This is a genomic window from Kosakonia pseudosacchari (genome assembly GCF_015167415.1).
Lineage (GTDB): Bacteria > Pseudomonadota > Gammaproteobacteria > Enterobacterales > Enterobacteriaceae > Kosakonia > Kosakonia pseudosacchari.
The window spans coordinates 688,099-708,233 of sequence record NZ_CP063425.1; the positions used below are offsets into that span (position 1 = coordinate 688,099).

At 53.6% G+C, this 20,135-nt stretch carries 20 protein-coding genes and 3 tRNA genes; 14 read left to right on the forward strand and 9 right to left on the reverse strand.

Features of this window, described 5'->3' with window-relative positions:
- Positions 1-40: 40 nt before the first annotated feature.
- Positions 41-829 (reverse strand): siderophore-iron reductase FhuF, encoded by a 789-nt coding sequence (gene fhuF, locus IP581_RS03190; RefSeq protein ID WP_193821747.1) that lies wholly within the window; start codon positions 827-829, stop codon positions 41-43.
- Between the two features lie 102 nt (positions 830-931).
- Complete coding sequence (locus tag IP581_RS03195) at positions 932-1,996, reverse strand: GGDEF domain-containing protein (RefSeq protein ID WP_097401197.1); 1,065 nt, start codon at positions 1,994-1,996, stop codon at positions 932-934.
- A 216-nt stretch (positions 1,997-2,212) separates the two neighbouring features.
- Here IP581_RS03195 and IP581_RS03200 point away from each other — a divergent pair, with 216 nt between their 5' ends.
- Entirely contained in the window at positions 2,213-2,491 is a 279-nt protein-coding gene (locus IP581_RS03200) for a DUF1435 domain-containing protein (RefSeq protein ID WP_193821748.1), read from the forward strand.
- Positions 2,492-2,524: 33 nt separating this feature from the next.
- Here the strand turns inward: IP581_RS03200 and IP581_RS03205 are convergent.
- The 4 genes from IP581_RS03205 to rsmC form a co-directional block, all read right to left on the reverse strand.
- Positions 2,525-2,611: transfer RNA gene (locus IP581_RS03205), tRNA-Leu, on the reverse strand.
- A gap of 31 nt (positions 2,612-2,642) precedes the next feature.
- Positions 2,643-2,729 (reverse strand) — tRNA-Leu (locus IP581_RS03210).
- A gap of 28 nt (positions 2,730-2,757) precedes the next feature.
- Positions 2,758-2,844: transfer RNA gene (locus IP581_RS03215), tRNA-Leu, on the reverse strand.
- 167 nt (positions 2,845-3,011) lie between these two features.
- Entirely contained in the window at positions 3,012-4,040 is a 1,029-nt protein-coding gene (gene rsmC, locus IP581_RS03220; RefSeq protein ID WP_193821749.1) for a 16S rRNA (guanine(1207)-N(2))-methyltransferase RsmC, read from the reverse strand.
- Positions 4,041-4,287: 247 nt separating this feature from the next.
- Between rsmC and IP581_RS03225 the strand changes: the two genes are divergently transcribed.
- The 8 genes from IP581_RS03225 (at position 4,288) to IP581_RS03260 (ending at position 10,745) form a co-directional block, all read left to right on the forward strand.
- Positions 4,288-4,701, forward strand: coding sequence for a DNA polymerase III subunit psi (locus tag IP581_RS03225; protein ID WP_097401202.1), 414 nt, complete (start codon positions 4,288-4,290; stop codon positions 4,699-4,701).
- Positions 4,670-5,110 (forward strand): ribosomal protein S18-alanine N-acetyltransferase, encoded by a 441-nt coding sequence (gene rimI, locus IP581_RS03230; protein WP_193821750.1) that lies wholly within the window; start codon positions 4,670-4,672, stop codon positions 5,108-5,110. Before IP581_RS03225 ends, rimI begins: the two co-directional genes overlap by 32 nt.
- A gap of 12 nt (positions 5,111-5,122) precedes the next feature.
- Positions 5,123-5,800, forward strand: a complete 678-nt coding sequence (gene yjjG / locus IP581_RS03235) for a pyrimidine 5'-nucleotidase (protein WP_086870375.1) — start codon at positions 5,123-5,125, stop codon at positions 5,798-5,800.
- A gap of 91 nt (positions 5,801-5,891) precedes the next feature.
- Entirely contained in the window at positions 5,892-7,481 is a 1,590-nt protein-coding gene (prfC, locus tag IP581_RS03240) for a peptide chain release factor 3 (protein ID WP_086870377.1), read from the forward strand.
- Positions 7,482-7,865: 384 nt separating this feature from the next.
- Entirely contained in the window at positions 7,866-8,483 is a 618-nt protein-coding gene (osmY, locus tag IP581_RS03245) for a molecular chaperone OsmY (protein ID WP_020456462.1), read from the forward strand.
- Between the two features lie 130 nt (positions 8,484-8,613).
- The gene (locus IP581_RS03250; RefSeq protein WP_007373037.1) at positions 8,614-8,775 is read left to right on the forward strand and encodes a DUF1328 domain-containing protein; all 162 of its coding nucleotides are present in this window, start codon (positions 8,614-8,616) and stop codon (positions 8,773-8,775) included.
- 120 nt (positions 8,776-8,895) lie between these two features.
- The gene (locus IP581_RS03255; RefSeq protein ID WP_065369348.1) at positions 8,896-9,966 is read left to right on the forward strand and encodes a patatin-like phospholipase family protein; all 1,071 of its coding nucleotides are present in this window, start codon (positions 8,896-8,898) and stop codon (positions 9,964-9,966) included.
- Positions 9,963-10,745, forward strand: coding sequence for a TatD family hydrolase (locus IP581_RS03260; protein WP_193821751.1), 783 nt, complete (start codon positions 9,963-9,965; stop codon positions 10,743-10,745). The genes IP581_RS03255 and IP581_RS03260 overlap by 4 nt, the downstream gene beginning before the upstream one ends.
- Here IP581_RS03260 and IP581_RS03265 read toward each other — a convergent pair.
- Complete coding sequence (locus tag IP581_RS03265) at positions 10,734-11,597, reverse strand: YjjW family glycine radical enzyme activase (protein WP_193821752.1); 864 nt, start codon at positions 11,595-11,597, stop codon at positions 10,734-10,736. The two genes, IP581_RS03260 and IP581_RS03265, sit on opposite strands and share 12 nt — an antisense overlap.
- Entirely contained in the window at positions 11,569-13,119 is a 1,551-nt protein-coding gene (locus IP581_RS03270; RefSeq protein ID WP_193822636.1) for a YjjI family glycine radical enzyme, read from the reverse strand. The genes IP581_RS03265 and IP581_RS03270 overlap by 29 nt, the downstream gene beginning before the upstream one ends.
- Before the next feature lie 255 nt (positions 13,120-13,374).
- On the opposite strand from IP581_RS03270, the gene deoC reads away from it, so the two are divergent.
- The 5 genes from deoC to yjjJ all read left to right on the forward strand — a co-directional run bounded on the left by deoC (position 13,375) and on the right by yjjJ (position 19,072).
- Positions 13,375-14,154: a deoxyribose-phosphate aldolase gene (deoC, locus tag IP581_RS03275; RefSeq protein ID WP_097401209.1), complete on the forward strand. Its 780-nt coding sequence runs from the start codon at positions 13,375-13,377 to the stop codon at positions 14,152-14,154.
- 73 nt (positions 14,155-14,227) lie between these two features.
- Positions 14,228-15,550 (forward strand): thymidine phosphorylase, encoded by a 1,323-nt coding sequence (gene deoA / locus IP581_RS03280; RefSeq protein WP_193821753.1) that lies wholly within the window; start codon positions 14,228-14,230, stop codon positions 15,548-15,550.
- 51 nt (positions 15,551-15,601) lie between these two features.
- Entirely contained in the window at positions 15,602-16,825 is a 1,224-nt protein-coding gene (deoB, locus tag IP581_RS03285; RefSeq protein WP_086870392.1) for a phosphopentomutase, read from the forward strand.
- A 63-nt stretch (positions 16,826-16,888) separates the two neighbouring features.
- The gene (gene deoD, locus IP581_RS03290) at positions 16,889-17,608 is read left to right on the forward strand and encodes a purine-nucleoside phosphorylase (protein WP_017457844.1); all 720 of its coding nucleotides are present in this window, start codon (positions 16,889-16,891) and stop codon (positions 17,606-17,608) included.
- A 135-nt stretch (positions 17,609-17,743) separates the two neighbouring features.
- A complete protein-coding gene (gene yjjJ / locus IP581_RS03295) occupies positions 17,744-19,072 on the forward strand; it encodes a type II toxin-antitoxin system HipA family toxin YjjJ (protein WP_193821754.1) in 1,329 nt (442 codons plus the stop codon).
- Between the two features lie 15 nt (positions 19,073-19,087).
- Here the strand turns inward: yjjJ and lplA are convergent, their stop codons facing one another.
- Positions 19,088-20,104: a lipoate--protein ligase LplA gene (lplA, locus tag IP581_RS03300; RefSeq protein WP_020456471.1), complete on the reverse strand. Its 1,017-nt coding sequence runs from the start codon at positions 20,102-20,104 to the stop codon at positions 19,088-19,090.
- Positions 20,105-20,135 lie beyond the last annotated feature (31 nt).

Below are 20,135 nucleotides of genomic sequence, written 5' to 3' on the forward strand. Positions count from 1 at the left end.
TGTCGAATAAAAACGCAGAGGGCGATTAATCGCCCTCTGCTTATTTCAATGTACAGTCACCGCACTGCTGAACATCCGGCAGGCGATAGCGCTGGCAGCAAGTACGACGCACCAGAACGCCGTCGCGCAGAACCACTGTGCGCCACAAAGGGTTATCACTGCCGTCCGCAAGCTGCTTTTCAAAAAAGCAAAGCTGGCGAAGCGCGGCGACACGCGTTTCACCCAGCTGTGGGATGAGTTCCCCCAGGCACCAGTTAATCAGATAACCGGTATTGCTCCAGATAAGTTTACCGTTGATATCACCGGTGGCTTCCAGCGCCTGAACAACCGGGAGCATCGCCTGTGTCGTTAACGCACAAATTCGCTGCGCGTCATCGCATGACGACAACTGATTATCCCGTTGCACATCAATCCAGAAACACGCGGCGCGGCCAGTTTCATGGAACTCAACATGAAAATGTTCCTGGGAGAGGTCAATGGCGCTTTTTTGCGTTAGCAGCGTCAATAATAGTGGCGGCACCAGCAGGCCGAGATACCACTGCGCCCATAGCGACAGCAACGGTTTGTTCTCACGCGGCTGCGTCAACTGGTTACGGTAAATATGATCGGAATAGGTGGCGATAAGTGACTGCAATGCCGCAGGGCGCGTCCACTCGGTCAGCGTCATTGCCGCATACGGTGCGGGTTCATTCAGACGAATAAAATCGAGTAAATATTCACGGGTGCTGGCGATAGTTTCCCGCATGGCGTTTGCCAGCGAATCGCGCTCATCAGTGAGTCGGCTTCGCCAGATAATGTTTTCGGTGATCGATGCGGTGCGATAAGCCATAGCGCCAGCCGATAGGAAATCTAAACGATAATGATTGCCAATCCTATCCAGAGGGAAAATCGATAGCAACATTTTTATCGTAAAGTTAGCGCCGACAACGCCTCAGGCGACTTGCAGCTCACCACTGACCAGAATGTTATTACGACCTAAATGTTTGGCTTCATATAAGGCTTTATCGGCGAGCGAAAGTGCCGCATCAATATCGTGATCGACAAGAGGCGCAATGCCGATGCTGATTGTGACGTTCGTGGCGACGCTTTCGTTAAACATATGCGGGATTTTTAAATCGTACACTTTCTGGCGGATGCGCTCTCCGGTAAAGCGCGCCTGTTCGACATCGACATTATTCAGCAGGATCATAAATTCTTCGCCGCCAAAGCGCGCGACGATATCACGGGAGCGCACGGCGTCCCGTAAAGCGGCGGAAACGCGGATAAGCGCCTGATCGCCCATCATATGGCCGTAATGGTCGTTGTAGGCTTTGAAATGATCAATATCGAGCAGCAGGACGAAACGCGAACTCTCATCGACGGCCAGCAAGTTATCGAGTTTATGTTGCAAACCACGACGGTTATACAAGCCGGTTAGCGGGTCAAGCATGCTCAGATCGTTGAGGGTTTTGCGCTCCTGCATCAGGCGGTTCATCAGCGCAAGGGCAAAACTATCGTTACGTTTTTGGATCGCATGCTGGATAGAGATCCCCAGCACTGGCAACGCAAAGGTACAAATAAGCCTGATTGCGCTTTCCCCTTCGTTAAGCCATAGGCATGTTACGAACACAGGCAAAGAGTGCAGCAAAAAGGCGACAATGTTATTTGAAAAAGCGATGGAGCCGATAAAAAGCACACTTAACAAGGCAATCAGCAGGTAAGTGGAGGCATTGTCATTGAGTAACCTGACTTTGGTGATCACATGCCATGCCCACAGGCAGCCAAATATACATGAGATGAATGTAATATTGATTTTTGCTTTTGGATAACACTTTTGCCAGGCGGGCAACAGGACGCTTGCCGCAAAAATAGCGCACACCGGAAAGGTGAAGGCGTGCTGATTGTAAAGCGGCATAGCAATAGAGAACAAAGCTGAGATCGCGTTGAGCAGTAAAAAGAGTCGTAGGGACAATCGATATCTCTTATTACACAGAGATTGCCAGGTTTGTAATGTCATACCTAAAAATCGTTATTTATCCGCGAGTTGTCGCTGCGTTATGAGTCAAAAAGAAAAGAAGTAACGCAACAAAACTATCATTGCGAAAAATTAGTGATTTGGATTTAGATTTAAGCAGCGCTTAATTTATCACCTTCCTGAATGACTGTCATTAGATGATGAGTAATCTTCATACGACCGTATGACCGCAGGCTGACAAATGAGAAAAGATATCATATGATATTGGTTATCATTATCGGTTTGAGAGATAAAACCATGTTGCAACGCGCGCTGGGAAGTGGCTGGGGAATTGTTGTGCCGGGAGTCATTGTTGCTGTGCTGATGCTGGCGGATTTATCAGCCAATGCGTGGCGAATGGTGATTGTTCTGGGCTTATTACTCACACCCGTCATGCTTTACCATAAGCGTTTACGCCATTTTATTTTATTGCCTTCAGGCGTGGCACTGGTTGGCGCAATGATGCTGATCTTGTTGAATCTAAAGATGATGATGTAACAGGAGAGAGATACAGGGAAGGAATAAGATATCTGGTGCGAGGGGGGGGACTTGAACCCCCACGTCCGTAAGGACACTAACACCTGAAGCTAGCGCGTCTACCAATTCCGCCACCTTCGCACAGTCATCTTACTTTTTGATATCGCCTCGTTGGTGCGAGGGGGGGGACTTGAACCCCCACGTCCGTAAGAACACTAACACCTGAAGCTAGCGCGTCTACCAATTCCGCCACCTTCGCACAGTGCGAGCGATATCAACGTGGTTTATGGTGCGAGGGGGGGGACTTGAACCCCCACGTCCGTAAGGACACTAACACCTGAAGCTAGCGCGTCTACCAATTCCGCCACCTTCGCATACCATCGATACTCTTGAAGTATCGTTACCACGGAGGCGCATTCTAGATGTTTTCAACTTTTCGTCAATAGTTAATTGCACAGACTGAGGCTGATCGCTGTAAAAATGGCCGCGGCGTGATGAGGGGGGAAATTTGCCCGATGAATGATTCCATCGGGCCTGCGGGTTACTTCAACGCCTGGCGCGTCATGATCGTACGGTAGACTTTGAACCGGCCTGTCTGGGCGATGACTTCGTGGAAACCAAACGTTTGATCCAGCACATCCGGGTAAGGCAGGAAGGCGTTCGCAACAATACGCAGTTCGCCGCCGCTATTCAGATGGCGTACCGCACCGCGAATCAGCGTTTGCGCGGCTTCCTGGCTGGTTTGCAAACCATCATGGAATGGCGGATTGGAGATGATCATGTCAAAGCGGCCCGTGACTTCTGAGAAGACATTGCTGGCGAAAACCTCACCTTCAATACCGTTCGCCGCAAGCGTTGCGCGGCTGGCTTCTACCGCCGGGGCGGAAACATCGCACAGCGTCAGGCGCACTTTCGGCGAGTGGCTGGCCAGTACCGTTGCAAGCACACCCGCGCCACAACCTACATCCAGCACTTTCCCCTTGGTATGCGGCGTAAGCGTCGACAGCAGAAGTTGGCTACCGACATCCAAACCGTCACGGCTGAACACGCCTGGCAGAGTTTTAATGGTCAGGTTATCCAGCATGTATTCGCCCCAGAAACTGTGCGGATCGAACTGCGACTGCTTCTCAAGACGACCGTGATACAGCCCACAGCGACGAGCGCTATCGACTTTATTCAACGGACAAAACTCAGCCAGCATCTGTTCGGCACTGCGCACACCGCTACGGTTTTCACCCACCACAAAAATGTCGGTGCCCACCGGCAGCAGCGATAACAGGTTCATCAACTGAAATTGCGCTTCGGGTTTATTCTTCGGCCAGTAATAAATAAGCGTGTCGCTGTTACCGACAGTCTCGCTATCGGCCACCAGGCTATAACGGGCATGTTCACCCATCTGCTGGCTTAAGGTCTGCCACTGATGAAATTGTTGCGTCCAGGCACGGCTTTCAGCGGTGTCCAGGCGAGCGGGCAGGTCATCCTGCAAATCGCCGGCAAATAAAATACGGCTTGGTTCGAAATCGTCACTGTGGCGCAGCAAGACTTCACTTGCCGGGGTATAAGCAGACATGAATGGTTCCTCTTTCAATTCAGGCGGCGATTATACACGTTATCCTTCACACTGCCTCTTTCTTGGCTGCGTCTTCGCCCCTCAGTTAAGCGCCTGGGGCGCCTTAATTCTTGCATTCACAACGCAGTGTGAATGATTTTGTGTATACGCGTTATTTTATCGCGCGGCCTCTTTACGGGTTGCGTGTTGATGGCGCAATTTTGTCGAGTTTGTTATATTTGCGCGCCTGATAGAGGAGTGTTTCACGATGACTTCCCGACGCGACTGGCAATTACAGCAACTGGGCATTACCCAGTGGACCTTGCGTCGCCCGGCGGCGCTGCAGGGGGAAATTGCTATTTCGCTGCCCGCGCATATCCGTTTGGTGATGATTTCACCGACATTGCCGACGCTGAGCGATCCATTAGTCAGCGACGTGCTGCGCGCGCTAACCGTGACAGAAGATCAAGTCCTTCAGTTGACGCCCGATCGCGTCGCCATGCTACCGCCCGAAAGCCAGTGCAATAGCTGGTGGTTGGGTGTTGAAGCGCAGCAGGCGCTGGTAGGCGCTCAGGTTGCGACGCCGACAGTTGATGAGCTACGCACAAACCCTGCGGCTCGCGCCGCGTTATGGCAACAAATCTGCGAACATGAACACGATTTCTTCCCTCAGCACGGCTGATTTAACTCGCGCATATCAAATAGAAACACGGGCACATGCCTTCCCCTGGAGCGAAAAAACGCTGGTCAGCAATCAGGGCGAACGCTATCTCAACTACCGGTTGATGGTCGGAAATGAAATGGCCGCATTTGCCATTACCCAGGTGGTGCTCGACGAAGCCACGCTGTTTAACATCGCCGTCGATCCGGCCTGGCAGCGTAAAGGGCTGGGACGTCAGTTGCTTGAACATCTGATTCATGAACTGGAAGTACGCGACGTGCTGACGCTGTGGCTGGAAGTCCGCGCCTCTAATGTGGGTGCTATCGCGCTGTATGAAAGTTTAGGTTTTAACGAAGCGACCATTCGCCGTAACTATTACCCCACCGCCAACGGGCGCGAAGACGCGATAGTGATGGCTTTAGCAATTTAAAAAGGTGATGTAATGAAATGGGACTGGATACTCTTTGATGCTGACGAAACGCTGTTTACCTTTGATGCGTTTGGCGGCTTACAACGGATGTTTCTTGACTATAGCGTGACATTCACCGATCAGGATTTTGCAGAATATCAAGCTGTTAACAAACCGCTGTGGGTGGATTACCAAAATGGCGCCATCAGCGCATTGCAGTTGCAGACGCAGCGCTTTCAGAGCTGGTCTGAACGCCTGAACGTCCCCGCCGGTTCGCTGAACGATGCGTTTCTGAATGCGATGGCCGAAATCTGCGCGCCACTGCCAGGCGCTGTATCATTACTGGACAGCCTCAAAGGCAAAGCGAAACTCGGCATCATCACCAACGGTTTCACCGCCTTGCAGCAAATCCGCCTGGAACGTACCGGCCTTCGCGACTATTTTGATTTATTAGTGATTTCCGAAGAAGTTGGCGTGGCGAAGCCCGATGCGAAGATTTTTGATTACGCGCTGCAAAAAGCGGGTAATCCGGATCGCGCGCGCGTGCTGATGGTTGGCGATACGGCTGAATCCGACATTCTGGGCGGCATTAACGCCGGGCTTTCGACCTGCTGGTTGAATGCGCACGATCGCACACTGCCTGAAGGTATCAACCCGACCTGGACCGTCACGTCCCTGAACGAACTGGAGCAACTCCTGTGTAAACATTGATTGTCTGCTCTCCACCGTTGAGTACAATAGCCGCATTTTTCGTATTTCATCGCGGGGCCTCAGGCCGCGCAATTACACAGAAGATTTCATTATGACGTTGTCTCCTTATTTACAAGAGGTAGCAAAGCGCCGCACGTTCGCTATCATCTCGCACCCCGATGCCGGTAAAACCACCATCACTGAAAAGGTGCTGCTGTTCGGACAGGCGATTCAAACCGCCGGTACGGTAAAAGGCCGCGGCTCCAGCCAGCACGCGAAATCCGACTGGATGGAGATGGAAAAGCAGCGTGGGATCTCTATTACCACCTCCGTGATGCAGTTCCCGTATAAAACCAGCCTGGTCAATCTGCTGGATACCCCGGGGCACGAAGACTTCTCCGAAGATACCTACCGCACACTGACGGCCGTGGACTGCTGCCTGATGGTTATCGATGCGGCAAAAGGGGTTGAAGATCGGACCCGTAAGCTGATGGAAGTTACCCGTCTGCGCGATACGCCGATCCTCACCTTTATGAACAAACTTGACCGTGACATTCGCGATCCGATGGAGCTGCTGGATGAAGTGGAAAATGAGCTGAAGATCGCCTGTGCGCCGATTACCTGGCCGATTGGCTGCGGTAAGTTGTTCAAGGGCGTTTATCACCTCTATAAAGATGAAACTTACCTGTATCAGACAGGGCAGGGGCACACCATCCAGGAGGTGCGCATCGTTAAAGGGCTGAACAACCCGGATCTGGATAAAGCCGTGGGCGAAGACCTGGCACAGCAGCTGCGCGATGAGCTGGAGCTGGTGCAGGGCGCATCGAACGAGTTCGATAAAGAGCTGTTCCTGAATGGTGAATTAACGCCGGTCTTCTTTGGTACCGCGCTGGGTAACTTTGGTGTCGATCATATGCTGGACGGTCTGGTGGAGTGGGCGCCCGCGCCAATGCCGCGTAAAACCGACACCCGCGAAGTGAAAGCAGACGATGACAAATTCACCGGTTTTGTCTTTAAAATTCAGGCCAACATGGACCCGAAACACCGTGACCGCGTGGCGTTTATGCGTGTGGTATCTGGCCGTTATGAGAAGGGCATGAAGCTGCGCCAGGTGCGCACCGGCAAAGATGTGGTTATCTCTGACGCCCTGACTTTCATGGCTGGCGATCGCTCTCATGTGGAAGAAGCCTACCCGGGTGACATTATTGGTCTGCATAACCACGGTACGATCCAGATTGGTGACACCTTCACCCAGGGCGAGATGATGAAGTTCACCGGTATTCCGAACTTCGCACCGGAACTGTTCCGTCGCATCCGTCTGCGTGACCCGCTGAAGCAGAAACAGTTACTTAAAGGCCTGGTTCAGCTTTCAGAAGAGGGCGCGGTGCAGGTGTTCCGTCCCATCGCTAACAACGATCTGATTGTCGGCGCGGTGGGTGTGCTGCAGTTTGACGTGGTGGTTTCCCGTCTGAAGAGCGAATACAACGTGGAAGCGGTGTATGAGTCTGTGAACGTGGCGACGGCACGCTGGGTTGAAAGTACTGACGTGAAGAAATTCGAGGAATTCAAACGTAAGAACGAAATCCAGCTGGCGCTTGATGGCGGTGATAACCTGACCTACATCGCCCCAACGATGGTAAACCTGAATCTGACACAGGAACGCTATCCGGAAGTGACTTTCCACAAAACTCGCGAGCATTAATCCTTCTGCAGAGCACGGTTTGCGCCGTGCTCTGTCACTTCTCCTGTCTAATTAGCCCCTTGCGGATTGTTCTTAAAACCCGTCATTTCGCCTCCATTTGTTCGTTTTTTACCCACCCGGCCATGATTTTTGTCGATTGTGATCTATATTTAACAAAGTGATGACAAATTGGGTGGATAAAAGTCCTGTTCAATGCGTGAAATATAGTCTTTTATCCAATCATTTCTTCACAAAGGAATATTAACAACTGCTTTAGCGCGATGTTCGGCGGGATTGTAAACGCGTCATCAGTTGCTGAATTGGGTGGTTTTCACCACAGCAGTAGAGCGGCACACGTTGCTGCTTATGGCCCAAATTGTGGGCAAACCAACAGGAATAACATCGATGACTATGAAAAAACTGACTATTTCCAAAACTCTGCTGGCCGTAATGCTGGGCTCTGTTCTGGCAAGTGGTTCCGCATTCGCTGCGGAGACTACCACCGACAAAGCGCAAAATGCTGCTTCCAGTGCAGGGGAATCAATCGATAGCTCAATGAATAAAGTCGGTGGTTTCATGGATGACAGCACCATCACCGCGAAAGTTAAAGCGGCGCTGGTGGATCATGAAGACATTAAAAGCACTGATATCTCCGTGAAAACGGACAAAAAAGTGGTCACGCTGAGCGGCTTTGTTGAGAGCCAGGCGCAGGCAGAAAAAGCCGTCTCCGTAGCGAAAGGCGTAGAGGGTGTGGCTTCTGTGAGCGATAAGCTGCACGTGCGTGACGGCAAAAACAAGACCATGAAAGGTTATGCGGGCGATACCGCAACAACCAGTGAAATCAAAGCAAAACTGCTGGCCGACGATGTTGTCCCTTCCCGTAAGGTGAAGGTTGAAACCACCGATGGCGTGGTGCAGTTGTCCGGTACCGTAGATTCACAAGCACAAAGTGAACGCGCTGAAAGTATCGCCAAAGCAATCGACGGCGTGAAAAGCGTGAAGAACGATCTCAAAGTGAAGTAACTAATCCTGAAAACGTCACTACCCGGTGCAAGCCGGGTATGACAAGCACGTACCAGGAAAAACATCGCCGGTGGGCATCCTGAGCGTCCACCTTAAGCGGTTGAAATTAACTATGGTAAAGGAGAGTTTTATGTTTCGTTGGGGCATTATATTTCTGGTTATCGCGTTAATTGCCGCCGCACTGGGCTTTGGTGGTCTTGCGGGTACGGCAGCAGGAGCCGCGAAAATTGTCTTTATCGTCGGTATCATCCTGTTCCTCGTCAGCCTGTTTATGGGGCGTCGGCGTCCATAGCGTATTACACGCTTAAATTTCGGTTACATTAAAGCCAGTCCTTGTGACTGGCTTTGCTGTTTCGGCTGCGGGAAAAGTGCGCTACTTTGAGACATTCAGCGCATCAATAAGGAAAGCAGAGTGGGCCAGCATATTCCCGTTACGCTCGGCAACATCGCGCCGCTGGCGTTAAAACCCTTTCGCCCGGGCAGGCTTGCGCTTGTATGCGAGGGCGGTGGACAGCGAGGTATTTTTACCGCTGGCGTTCTGGACGAGTTCATGCGTGCGGAATTTAATCCTTTCGACCTCTATTTTGGCAGCTCTGCCGGTGCGCAAAACCTTTCCGCTTATGTCTGCAACCAACCTGGTTACGCACGCAAAGTGATCATGCGCTACACCACCTCGCGGGAATTTTTCAATCCGGTGCGCTTTGTGCGCGGCGGCAACCTTATCGATCTCGACTGGCTGGTAGAAGCGACCTCAAGCCAGATGCCGCTGGCAATGGACTACGCGGCGCGGACTTTCGATGCGGGCAAAGCGTTTTATATGTGCGCTTGTCGGCAGGATGATTACTCCGCAGCCTATTTCTCCCCTACGCATCAGACATGGCTCGATTTGATCCGTGCTTCCAGTGCGATCCCCGGCTTTTATCGTCCGGGCGTGATGCTTGATGGCATAAATTATCTCGATGGCGGTGTTAGCGATGCCATTCCGGTGCAGGAGGCGGCAAAACGCGGCGCGAACACGATTGTGGTGATCCGTACTGTCCCGTCACAAATGTACTACACGCCCCAGTGGTTCAAACGGATGGAACGCTGGCTGGGAGAGAGCAGCCTGCAATCCTTAATCAATCTGGTGCAGCACCATGAGAAAAGTTACATGGCAATCCAACGCTTTATCGAAGCGCCGCCGGGTAAACTGCGTATTTTTGAAATCTATCCGCCGAAGTTGTTGAACAGCATGGCACTGGGTAGCCGTTTACCGGCGCTGCGCGAGGATTATAAAATCGGGCGTTTGTGCGGGCGCTATTTCCTGGCGACTGTGGGCAAATTGCTGGCGGAAACCCCGCCGCTGGTGCGCCACTCACCGGTTATCGCGCCTGCGACACGGGTTGTTCCACCGGCTGCGGTGGCCAACGACGCGCTGGATACGCCGCTGGTCAGCGTCGAGCAGGCCAACGATTTACCCATCAACAAAGAGGATACGGCGTGAGTTTCCGCTTTATCGATACCCACTGTCATTTCGATTTCCCGCCGTTTTACGGCGATGAGGCGGCGAGTATCGCCCGAGCGGGCGACGCTGGCGTGGAGCGCATTATTGTTCCGGCGATCGCCGCGCGTTATTTTGATCGCGTTTGCCATTTAGCGCACCAGCATACCGCGCTGTACGCCGCGCTGGGGCTACACCCGATTGTGATTGAAGAGCACAGCGAGGAAAGCCTGCAACAACTTGAACAGATGCTTGCGACAAAGCCTGAGAAAGTGGTGGCGATAGGGGAAATTGGCCTCGATCTTTACCGCGACGATCCGCAATTTTCGCGCCAGCAGCAGATGTTAGACGCACAACTAAAACTGGCAAAACGCTTTGATCTGCCGGTGATCCTCCATTCACGCCGCACGCATGACAAACTGGCGATGCATTTAAAAAAACATGATTTACCCCGTCGTGGCGTGGTGCATGGTTTTGCCGGTAGCCTGCAACAGGCGCAGCGCTTTGTTGAACTGGGCTATTGCATCGGCGTGGGCGGCACCATTACCTACCCGCGCGCCAGTAAAACCCGTGACGTAATAGCGCAGTTGCCGCTTTCTGCATTGCTGCTGGAAACGGATGCGCCGGACATGCCGCTCAATGGTTTTCAGGGCCAGCCCAACCGGCCTGAGCGGGCCGCGCAAGTGTTCGACGTTTTGTGCGAGTTACGCCGCGAAGCACCAGATGTCATTGCCCAGGCGCTGCTGGAAAATACGCAGCGGCTCTTTGCGCTACAGATATAACGCCGGGCGCAGCACGGTTTTCACGCCCCGTTCCCGTAGCGCCTGCGCCAGTGGTTCCACATCCTCCGGCGTGGCGCTGCGCCATGTCTGCGCCTCACCGTACACGCCATGCGCATGGAAGGCGTTTAGCCGCACCGGCACCTCGCCGAGTTGATGAATAAAGGCTGCCAGCGCATCAATATGCGCGAGATAATCGCTCTGTTCCGGGATCACCAGCAGGCGCAACTCCGCTAATTTCTTCTCTGTCGCCAGTAGCCGCAGGCTGGTTTTCACTGGCGCATTATCCCGTCCGGTAAGAACACGGTGGCGCTCGTTGCCCCAGGCTTTCAGATCGATCATCGCGCCGTCGCAGACCGGCAACAGCTTGCGCCATCCGGTTTCGCTGAGCAGGCCGTTACTGTCGACCAGGCAACTCAGATGGCGCAGTTGTGCGTCATGGCGCAAGGCGGAGAACAGCGCATGCAGAAACGGTAGTTGCAATGTTGCTTCGCCGCCGCTGACGGTAATGCCTTCAATAAACAGCGCCACTTTGCGAATCTGCGCCATAACGTGTTCAATCGTCATTTTCTGCGCCATTGGCGTGGCGTGCTGCGGGCACATGCGCAGGCACGTGTCGCACTGCTCGCAACGCATTGCGTTCCATTGCACTTCTGCGCCATTGAAGGAGAGCGCCTGTTGTGGACAACCTGCCACACAACCACCGCAGTGGTTGCAGCGACCGATAGTCCACGGGTTATGGCAGCTTTTACAGCGCATATTGCAGCCCTGTAAAAACAGTGCCAGCCGGCTGCCGGGCCCGTCCACGCAGGAGAAAGGGAGGATTTTACTGACGAAAGCGCATCTGCTGTTCATGGCTGACCACGCGGGGTTGTCGATCCAGAATAGGCGTGTTACGCGCTGCCTCTTCACCCAGCCAGGTGGTATTGGTGCGTGAGCCTTCGGCACGGAATTTCTTGATATCTGACAGGCGCACCATATACCCGGTGACGCGAACCAGATCGTTGCCTGCGACGTTAGCGGTGAATTCGCGCATGCCCGCTTTAAACGCGCCAAGACAGAGTTGCACGATCGCTTGCGGGTTGTGTTTCACCGTTTCATCGAGGGTCAAGATGTCGCTGATCCCGGCGTGATACCACGCATGATGCGGCGCGACGGTGAGCAGATGGGTAATCGGATCCGGCTCGTCGCCATAAGGCAGCCGCGCGCCTGGCGTGGTGTCAGTGTCGGAGCTGATTCCCGATTGCGCATGGAGCATGGCGCGCTGTCGCCAGCCATGTTTTACCGGCGTGTCTGCCACAAAGCTCGCCAGTTGTTCACTGATGCGGTAACCGAGCGCGTTGGCCTGTTCATCGTGGCCATAAAGCGCGGCGAGACCGGCTTTTTCGCACAGCGTATTGACCGCTTCGGCCAGCCCATACATACCAAACATAGGCACAAAACGGTTGGCAGAAATCAACCCTTCCTGCACCAGGAAGCTATGCTCAAAGAAGCCGGATTGTTGATACAGAAAATCGCAGCGGGCATCGATAATAGCTATTTGCTGCTGGCAATAGTGTGGCAGCTGACGGGTAAAAAAATCCTCCAGTGACGCGCTACGCTCAGCGATAACTTTCAGATTGAGGCGTACCAACGTGCTGCCGCCACCGCCCAGCGGCAGAGAGTTGTAGCAACTCACAATACCGTAGCCGCCTTTTGTGAAAATATTATCATGCACCGGGCCGTTGGCGATGTGCGGTTTGCTGCATTCGCAAATAATACGCGCCACCTCCAGCAGAAGATCATCTGGCGTAATATCCGGGTCATAGATGAAGGTTAAATTTGGCGCAACCTGCTTCAGTTCTGCATCCGCGCGTAAAATGGCGCGCGTGACGGGGGGATCGTATGGGCCAATATTGGCATGCATAAAGGCGTCTGGAAGCGTTCTGTCGAGGTAGCGCCAGAAACGTTTTATGCGGATATCGATCTCGTGTTGTGTTAGAATTTTAACATATGGTTGTAGCAGGGCATCAAGCTGACCGAGATAAACAGGCATTGATGTCACTGATGGAACATGGTGGTAGAGGATCGTCAGCAACGAGAGGGCATCATCGAGATCTTTTGCCCCTTCCAGCTCCAGCCAGGCGGAACCGTTCGCAAGAAATTTAGCGTAATCCGGCAGCACATAGCGCGGTTTGTAGGGGGCGTGGCCCTCAAACATATCGCAGATGGCACCCTCATCTAGTGCTGCGCGTGCCGCTTGCGGCAACGCCGGATAGGGCAGGGCGTTTTCCGCTTCCAGCGCCAGGAAGTGGCGCTTTTGTTCCGGTGTGAGCGTTGGGCTGGTAACAATCTGCTGGCAGCGTGACAGCAATAAAGGATCAACAGACGGGGACATCATCGTTCCTCTTATTTCCTTGAGTGATGGCGATGAGTGTACGGAGCCGGCTGTTTGTCGCTTTTGATCCCGTCCCCTGTCCGCGCAATCATTACCGATGTGAATTTAAAAATTTGATCAATGTCCCATTATGGTTTTGCAAACGTGAATTTAGTTTTCATTAACTGTGATGGGTGTCGAAGTGTGAAAGTGGGTTGATGTTAAAATACTAACAAACCCGAACAGAAAACCGGCATTACGCCGTCGGAGAGAATGATGAGTGATTTAACGGCAAGTAGCCTGCGTGCGTTGAAACTGATGGACCTGACCACCCTGAATGATGATGACACCAACGAGAAAGTCATCGCCCTGTGTCATCAGGCAAAAACCCCGGTGGGCAATACCGCCGCCATCTGTATCTACCCGCGTTTTATCCCGATTGCGCGCAAAACCCTGAATGCGCAAGGTACGCCGGATGTGCGTATCGCAACCGTGACCAACTTCCCGCATGGTAACGACGATATCGACATCGCGCTGGCCGAAACGCGCGCCGCCATTGCTTACGGCGCGGATGAAGTTGACGTGGTATTCCCGTACCGCGCGCTGATCGCCGGTAACGAGCAGGTGGGTTTTGATCTGGTGAAAGCCTGTAAAGAGGCTTGTGCGGCGTCGAACGTACTACTGAAAGTGATTATCGAAACCGGTGAGCTGAAAACGGAAGCGCTGATCCGTAAAGCGTCTGAAATCGCCATTAAAGCTGGTGCAGATTTCATTAAAACGTCGACCGGTAAAGTGCCGGTAAATGCGACTCCGGAAAGTGCACGCATCATGCTGGAAGTGATTCGCGATATGGGCGTTGAGAAAACCGTCGGTTTCAAACCGGCTGGTGGCGTGCGTAGCGCGGAAGATGCGCAGCAGTATCTGGCCATTGCCGACGATCTGTTTGGCGCCGATTGGGCCGATGCCCGTCATTACCGTTTTGGGGCTTCCAGCCTGCTGGCAAGTCTGCTGAAAGCGTTGGGCCACGGCGACGGTAAGAGCGCAAGCAGCTATTAATTTGTCATTGCCGGGTAGCGGACTGTTACCCGGCCTCAATGGATTTTCCGGCTTTATTCCTCAGGGGGTTACCTTGTTTCTCGCTCAAGAAATTATTCGAAAAAAACGCGATGGTCTCGCGCTGAGTGATGAAGAAATCCGTTTCTTTATCAACGGAATACGCGATAACACCGTTTCTGAAGGGCAGATTGCTGCTCTGGCAATGACCATTTTCTTCCACGACATGACGATGCCGGAGCGCGTTTCGCTGACCATGGCGATGCGAGATTCAGGCACCGTTCTGGACTGGAAACCGCTCGATCTTAACGGCCCGGTGGTGGATAAACACTCGACCGGCGGCGTGGGCGATGTTACCTCGTTGATGCTCGGCCCGATGGTGGCGGCCTGCGGCGGCTATATTCCGATGATTTCCGGGCGCGGACTTGGTCATACTGGCGGCACGCTCGACAAACTGGAAGCGATCCCGGGGTTTGATATCTTCCCGGAAGATAACCGTTTTCGCGAAATTATTAAGGATGTCGGTGTGGCGATTATCGGCCAGACCAATTCACTGGCACCAGCGGATAAACGTTTCTACGCCACCCGCGATATTACCGCGACGGTGGACTCTATCCCGTTAATCACGGCTTCTATCCTCGCCAAAAAACTGGCAGAAGGGCTTGATGCGCTGGTGATGGACGTCAAAGTGGGCAGCGGCGCATTTATGCCGACTTACGCCCTGTCTGAACAACTGGCGGAAGCGATTGTTGGCGTTGCCAACGGCGCTGGCGTGCGGACTACCGCACTGTTGACCGATATGAATCAGGTGCTGGCTTCCAGCGCGGGCAACGCAGTGGAAGTGCGCGAAGCGGTGCAGTTCCTGACCGGTGAATACCGCAATCCACGCCTGTTTGACGTCACCATGGCGCTGTGCGTGGAGATGCTGATCTCCGGCAAGCTGGCGCAAGATGACGCCGATGCGCGAGCGAAGCTGCAAGCGGTACTGGATAACGGTAAAGCAGCCGAGGTCTTTGGTCGTATGGTTGCGGCGCAAAAAGGACCGTGCGATTTCGTGGAAAATTACGCGAAATACCTGCCAACGGCGACGCTCAGCAAAGCGGTATATGCCGATGATGAAGGGTTTATCACGGCGATGGATACGCGCGCGCTGGGCATGGCGGTGGTGTCGATGGGCGGCGGTCGTCGCCAGGCGTCGGACAATATTGATTACAGCGTCGGCTTTACCGATATGGTGTGTCTGGGCGAACGCGTTGATGGTCAGCGACCGCTGGCCGTTATCCACGCCAAAGACGAAACCAGCTGGCAAGAGGCTGCGCAGGCGGTGAAAGCGGCCATTACGATGGGCGACAGCGCACCAAAAGAGACACCGACGGTCTATCGCCGCATTACTGAATAGCGGTATACTGATCTGATCGCTTTTTTACAAAGCACAAGGTACGGAGAACATATGAAACGTGCATTTATTATGGTGCTGGACTCTTTCGGCATCGGCGCGACCGAAGACGCGGAGCGCTTTGGCGACGTGGGTTCCGATACCCTCGGTCACATCGCTGAAGTTTGCGCGAAAGGTGAAGCCGACACCGGGCGCAAAGGCCCGCTGAATTTACCCAATCTGACCCGTCTGGGTCTGGCGAAGGCGCATGAAGGCGCTACAGGTTTTATTCCTGCCGGGATGGACGCCAACGCAGAAATCACCGGTGCTTACGCATGGGCGCATGAGCTCTCTTCCGGGAAAGATACGCCGTCAGGCCACTGGGAAATCGCCGGTGTGCCGGTGCTGTTCGACTGGGGTTACTTTAGCGACACCGAGAACAGCTTCCCGCAGGAACTGCTGGATAAGCTGGTGAAACGCGCTAATCTGCCGGGTTACCTCGGCAACTGCCACTCGTCCGGTACGGTGATCCTTGACCAGCTCGGCGAAGAGCACATGAAAACCGGCAAGCCGATTTTCTACACCTCTGCGGACTCGGTGTTCCAGATTGCCTGCCACGAAGAGACCTTTGGTCTGGACAAGCTGTATGAGCTGTGCGAAATCGCGCGTGAAGAGCTGACCGAAGGCGGTTATAACATTGGCCGCGTGATTGCGCGCCCGTTTGTTGGCGACAAAGCAGGTAATTTCCAGCGTACCGGTAACCGCCATGATCTGGCCGTTGAACCACCGTCAGCCACCGTGCTGCAAAAACTGGTCGAAGAGAAAGATGGCCACGTGGTTTCGGTCGGTAAAATCGCCGATATCTATGCCAACTGCGGCATCACCAAAAAAGTGAAAGCCACCGGCCTGGATGCGCTGTTTGACGCGACCATTAAAGAGATGAAAGAAGCCGGTGATAAGACAATCGTCTTTACCAACTTCGTTGATTTTGACTCATCATGGGGCCATCGTCGCGATGTAGCGGGTTATGCCGCTGGGCTGGAGTTGTTTGACCGTCGCCTGCCGGAACTGATGGAATTGGTCGGTGAAGACGACATTCTGATCCTGACCGCCGATCACGGCTGCGATCCGACCTGGAAAGGCACCGACCATACCCGCGAGCACATCCCGGTACTGGTTTACGGCCCGAAAGTGAAACCGGGCTCGCTGGGTCACCGTGACACTTTCGCCGATATTGGTCAGACGGTTGCGAAGTACTTTGGCGTCTCTGATATGGAATATGGCAAGGCCATGTTCTGATGATTTTGGGCGGGAGCTTCCCGCCCTTTCTGTTTCAACGACAATGACATAAAGGAATTGACGATGGCTACCCCACATATTAATGCAGAAATGGGCGATTTCGCTGACGTAGTGTTGATGCCGGGCGACCCGCTGCGTGCAAAACATATTGCGGAAACTTTCCTCGAAGACTACCGCGAAGTGAACAACGTGCGCGGCATGCTGGGTTACACCGGCACTTATAAAGGCCGCAAAATTTCTGTTATGGGCCACGGTATGGGGATCCCGTCCTGCTCCATTTACACCAAAGAGTTGATCACCGATTTCGGCGTGAAAAAAATCATTCGTGTCGGCTCCTGCGGCGCGGTACGTATGGACGTGCAACTGCGTGACATCGTTATTGGTATGGGTGCCTGCACCGATTCCAAAGTGAACCGTATGCGTTTCAAAGATCACGATTTCGCGGCGATTGCGGATTTCGACATGGTGCGTAACGCGGTTGATGCGGCAAAAGCGCTGGGCGTAGACGCGCGCGTGGGCAACCTGTTCTCCGCCGATCTGTTCTACTCCCCGGACGGTGAAATGTTCGACGTAATGGAAAAATACGGCATCCTGGGCGTGGAAATGGAAGCGGCGGGCATTTACGGCGTTGCGGCGGAGTTCGGTGCGAAAGCGCTGACCATCTGCACCGTTTCCGACCATATCCGTACGCATGAGCAGACCACTTCCGCTGAGCGTCAGACCACCTTCAACGACATGATCAAAATTGCGCTGGAATCTGTCCTGCTGGGTGATAAAGCGTAAGTTTCTTTTCTAAGGGCAGGTTCTCTGCCCTTTTATTTATTCATTTTAATATCTCTTCTTTCCGTTTTTTCCTTTCAATTCATAAAAATAGTGCTATAAATTTATTCAAGTATCTATTCAGGAATCTATTCATTGATGAGTGCGCTTACCGATCTTCTGCTACAAGGGCCACAGTCAGCGCTGGCTTTACGTACGGCATTAAAGATTAGTCAGGCAACCTTTTCACGGCTGGTTGCCACCGAGCCACAGGTACTGCAATTTGGCAAAGCACGTGCTACGCGCTATGCCTTGTTACGCCCTGTACGTGGTATTGAGCGTTTTGCATTACGCAGAATTGATGAACAAGGCCATGTTTACAAGTGGGGCGAACTACACACATGCTGGCCACAGGGCAGTTGTCTGGTCACATTAGAAGAGGGTGGCTGGCAATGGTTTGACGGTCTGCCATGGTATCTCACCGATCTGCGGCCGCAGGGTTTTTTGGGGCGATCATGGGGGCGGAACATCGCCCGTCAGTTTGGCCTGCCGGAAGATATTCACCTGTGGCAGGAAGAGGATGTATTGTTCGCGCTCTCGGTCTTTAGCGGCGAGAACCCGGGAGGCTGGCTGATTGGCGACGCCAGTTATCAACGTTGGGTGCAGACGATGCGGCCCACGGCTATAGCAGAGCGTGAAAAAGTCAGTGCCTACGCAGCGTTTGCCAGCGATGCGCTGGAAGGAGAGATCATCGGTTCATCTGCGGGTGGAGAGCAGCCGAAATTTACCTGTTTTGCGCAGACGGAAACTGGGCCGGCTCATGTATTGGTCAAATTTACCGCACCACAGGTATCTGCTTCTTCTCAACGCTGGGGGGATTTACTGGTAGCGGAGTCGATTGCGCTGAACGTGCTGAGGGCTGCGAATATCCCGGCCAGTGCAGCCAGAGTATTTAGCAATGAAAGCCGCCAGGTTTTTCTGGAAAGTGTGCGCTTTGATTGTGTCGGCACGGAAGGACGGCGTGCCATTGTCTCTCTGGAGGCTCTAAAAAGTGAGTATGCCCCTGTGCCAGGTACATGGCCGAAAAGTGTCGCTGAACTTGCCAGCCAGAGGCTTGTGGGTGAAGAGGTTGTAGCGCAGACGGAGCAACTCTGGGCGTTTGGTCGCCTGATCGCCAACAGCGATATGCACGCGGGAAATCTGTCGTTTTACTTTTCTGCGCCGCCGATGGGGTTAACGCCTGTCTACGATATGTTGCCGATGGCCTTTGCCCCTGCCAGTTCGGGCGCAATGCGTAGCGATGCTATCGAACTGGCGCTGGATACGTCGGTCAGCAAGGCCGCCTGGAGCTTCGCTATCCCACTGGCGCAAAGATTCTGGCAAGCAGTGGCTGCAGATGAGCGCATTAGTGAGGCGTTTCACCAAATCGCCCGGCAAATGGGCGATAACGTCGCCCAACTGGAACGGATCGCACAACGGCTGGCGTAGTCAGTCATTACAGGGCTACCTCACCGCGCTGGCAATCCATGCGGAAAGCTCGCGAAGCTCTTGTTCCTGCTCAGGAAAATCGACTAATAGCGCATCACACTCCTGCGCCAGCATATCTGCGCGGTAGAGGCAGCCCTGCAAACGTGCGGCCAGCGCTTCTAACGGCGCGGGGTTGAGGCTATCGGTAAACACCTGTGTGCGGGTGATGTGGCCTTTTTCCACGTCAAAATGCAGTTCCACACCGCCCCAGGTAAAGCGCTCATCCAACAGATGGCTGAACGCCGGGGCCTGGCCGAAGTTCCACTCCCAACTGCTCTGACGGGCAAAGGTTTCGGCGAAATTGGGTAAATCCGGGGTTTTGTCTGGCGAGATAACTTCCGCCGTGACCCGCTCGCCATAGTGGGCGAAAAAGGCTTCGGTGATCGCTTCACAGATTTGCTGATGGGTAATGCCCGGCAGCAACTCCACCAGATTTGCCACGCGCCCACGCACCGACGTAATGCCTTTGGCTTGCAGCTTTTTCTTGTCTGGATTGAGGTAATTGGCCAGACGACTGAGATCGGCGTTCAGCAATAACGTGCCATGATGGAAACCGCGATCTTTGGTTTCCCGGTAGGCTGAACCGGATACTTTGCGATCGCCTTCCGCTGTTTTCACCACCAGGTCGTTGCGCCCGGAAGCTTCTGCGGTAACGCCTAATGAATTCAAGGCATTAAGCACAATCGATGTGGAGATAGTTTTGTCGTACTCCGGTTTCCCGGCCATAAAGGTGAAGCAGGTGTTACCGAGGTCATGAAATACCGCGCCGCCGCCGCTGCTGCGCCTTGCCAGCCGCACGTTATCTTCTTCCATGCGGCGGGTATTGCACTCTTTCCACGGGTTTTGCGCCCGCCCAATTACCACCGTATCCGCGTTGCGCCATAAGAACAGTACGCGCTGCGTGGCGGGCATCTGGCGGAAAATGCACTCTTCCACCGCCAGGTTGAACCAGGGATCGTACGAGTCAGAGATAAGCAGACGAAGCGTCGACATAGCAGATTTCCTTTCTGTAACCTGTAATTTT